Here is a 2,431-nt window from a genome sequence, read left to right on the forward strand (position 1 = left end):
CCGCAGGGCGTGGCACTGATCTCCGTGAGCGGGCAGCCGGCGCGGGCCTGGCACACCGGCGCCGTGATCGAGGGAGAGACGGTCCTGCTGTCGGTCAGCAAGCGCTCCGTCGAGCTCGGCCCCAAGGGCGGGCCCGCCAGCACCTCGCTGAGCCTGCCCGATCCGAACACAGTGCAGCGCTCCGCCGCGCCGAACGGGGCGACTCTGCGCACTCCCCGGGTGGGGCTGCCGGGTCAACCCCAGGTGCTGGGCCAGGGGCTGCGTCAGGAGCCGGCCGGCCAGACGCCGCCACCCACTCCTCAGGACAATCAAGAAGAAGAGTGAGCCGGTGCTGCCTGGCAGGGCGGTGGCATTTCCGGCACGAAATCCCAGCCAAAGGGGCCGTCCCTGAGCTGGGCGTTGCCCTCTCCGGTCGGGCAGTTCGGGGTGACCGATCTCTGCCATTGCAGGTGGACTGCAGCGCTGTCGCTGCGCCAGCGGTGGAAGTTCAGATGCAGCCCCGCCGGGGCCTCGTAGCGGAACACCACGCTCCAGCGGCTGCCCGAGCGTTGCAGCAAGGTCAGAGTCGAGTTGTCGTGGTCAGGCTGTCCGGGCCGGACGGCGACCAGCAGATGTCCGTCGGGGGCTGGCCGGGGCGGGGCATCCAGCCCGAGGCTCTGACCTGATGCTGCGTTGACCAACAGCAGCGCGGGACTGCCGGCCGGCGACAGACGCGCCACCAGCCAGGTGCCGCTGCGGCCCACCGGACCCAGTGCACGGTACTGTGACTGGGGGCTGTCCTCCAGACGGATTTCCGATGCACCGGGCGCCTGGAGCCGCAGCAGGGCACCTTGCCGGATCGCCCAGGGGGCTCTGTGTGCATGGGGAGCGTGCAGAGCTTCGGCCTCCAGGGCCGCCAGGCAGCGTTCCGGGGTGGCGTCCTGCTGGCAACGGGCCCAGCCGTCCGCGGGGTCGGTCGGCAAGGCGGCGCCACTGGCGCCCGCCGCCAGGGCCAGGCTCCAGCCCGCCCATGCGCTTGCCGCGCTCCTGAAGCCCAGGCTCCGCATGTCTGTCCTCCTGTGCCCGATTCTGCACGGCCCAGGCGCTCTCGCAAGCTGGGGTCGGCGCTGCACCGGCGTCAGCGCGCAGGGTCGTCCGGGTCCAGGAAGCGGGCCGGGCGCTTCTCGTTGAAGGCGGCCAGGCCTTCGCGGTGTTCCGCGGACGGGGCGTAGGCGTAGTGGGGCTCGCGTTCGGCGCGCTGGCTGGTCGGGCCCCGGGTGAAGCGGCGCAGGGCCTGCTTGTTCAGGCGCATGGCCTGCGGGGAGAGTTCGGCGATGCGCTGGGCGGTGCGCCAGGCGTCGGCGGCCACCTCGGCGTCGGGCAGCACCCGGGTGACCAGGCCCCGCAGCCGTGCTTCCTCGGCGGTCAACACGCGGGCTTCCAGCAGCAGCTCGCGCAGCACGGTTTCGCCCACCACGCGGGCGACGATCTCGATCTCGCGCGGCGCCATCGGGAAGCCCAGCTTGGCAATCGGCACGCCGAAGCGGCTGCCCTGGCCGCACAGGCGCAGGTCGCAGCAGGCGGCGATCTCCAGTCCGCCGCCGATGCAGGCGCCCTCGATCTGCGCGATCAGCGGCACGTCGCAGGCCAGCATGGCCTCCAGCGCGGGGGCCACGATCTCCTCGTGGAAATCGGCCAGGGTGGCCGGGTCGAAGCGGAAGCGCGGGAACTCCTCGATGTCGCCTCCGGCCACGAAGCTGCCGCCTTCGCCCTGCACGATGAGCGCCCGCGGCGGGCGTGGCTGGGTGCGGATGGCGTCGAAGCCGGCCCGCAGGTCGCGCCACATGGCGATGTCCAGCGCGTTGAGCTTGCCGGGGTGGCTGATGATCACCCGGGCGATGCCCTGGGCGTCGGCCGGGTGGAAATGGATGTGTCCGGGCATGGGCAAGAGGTGATGGGGCGGCGTTCGCAGGGCCGCGATGCACCGCATTTCACCACGCGAGACCCCCGTATCGGGACTATCCCGCGGAGGGGCCCACAAGCCAGAAGCCCCCCTTCAGAATCGCTCGGCCTCCAGCCAGGAGGCGATCACAGGGAGCGACACAATGAGCAATGGAACGAACGGCCGCGGCCTGCTGCGGCCGCTGGTGCTGGGCTGCGCCTGCCTGGCCGCGCTGGGCACGGCATGGGCAGGCGATGCGGCCTTGCCGCCCGGGGTGCGCGGGCCGGTGACGGTGCGGGTGACCGATGGGGTCAGCGACGACCTGCTGACGGCGGGCCTGGGCAAGACCGGGCTGATGGGGGCCACGCCGGCCTACGTCGATCCGGCCCACCCGACGGCCAGCGAACTGCGGCGCAACGCGATCTACACCAACTACCGGGCCCTGGTGGACATCACGCCGGGGGGCGGCATGGGGGTCTTCTACGGGCCCAACATCGACATCCACGGTCA

At 72.1% G+C, this 2,431-nt stretch carries 3 protein-coding genes and 1 pseudogene; 2 read left to right on the top strand and 2 right to left on the bottom strand.

Annotated elements, in window-relative coordinates; all coding sequences use genetic code 11:
• Positions 1-324, top strand: a pseudogene (locus I73_RS10010) (hypothetical protein); the annotation flags it as partial.
• Here the strand turns inward: I73_RS10010 and I73_RS10015 are convergent.
• Positions 309-1,046, bottom strand: a complete 738-nt coding sequence (locus I73_RS10015) for a hypothetical protein (RefSeq protein ID WP_022980477.1) — start codon at positions 1,044-1,046, stop codon at positions 309-311. The pseudogene I73_RS10010 and the gene I73_RS10015 overlap by 16 nt on opposite strands.
• A gap of 71 nt (positions 1,047-1,117) precedes the next feature.
• Positions 1,118-1,921, bottom strand: a complete 804-nt coding sequence (locus tag I73_RS10020) for an enoyl-CoA hydratase/isomerase family protein (RefSeq protein WP_022980478.1) — start codon at positions 1,919-1,921, stop codon at positions 1,118-1,120.
• Positions 1,922-2,084: 163 nt separating this feature from the next.
• Here I73_RS10020 and I73_RS10025 point away from each other — a divergent pair.
• Positions 2,085-2,431, top strand: a 347-nt coding sequence (locus I73_RS10025; RefSeq protein WP_026096545.1) for a 3-hydroxybutyrate oligomer hydrolase family protein, incomplete at its 3' end; no start/stop codon positions are given.

It is taken from the genome of Ideonella sp. B508-1 (assembly GCF_000333615.1).
Classification (GTDB): domain Bacteria; phylum Pseudomonadota; class Gammaproteobacteria; order Burkholderiales; family Burkholderiaceae_C; genus Ideonella.

What these genes read in the sequence shown, in the direction of transcription:
- I73_RS10015 (WP_022980477.1), bottom strand. Translation starts at nt 1,046, where the DNA reads ATGCGGAGCCTGGGCTTCAGGAGCGCGGCAAGCGCATGGGCGGGCTGG.
- I73_RS10020 (WP_022980478.1), bottom strand. Translation starts at nt 1,921, where the DNA reads ATGCCCGGACACATCCATTTCCACCCGGCCGACGCCCAGGGCATCGCC.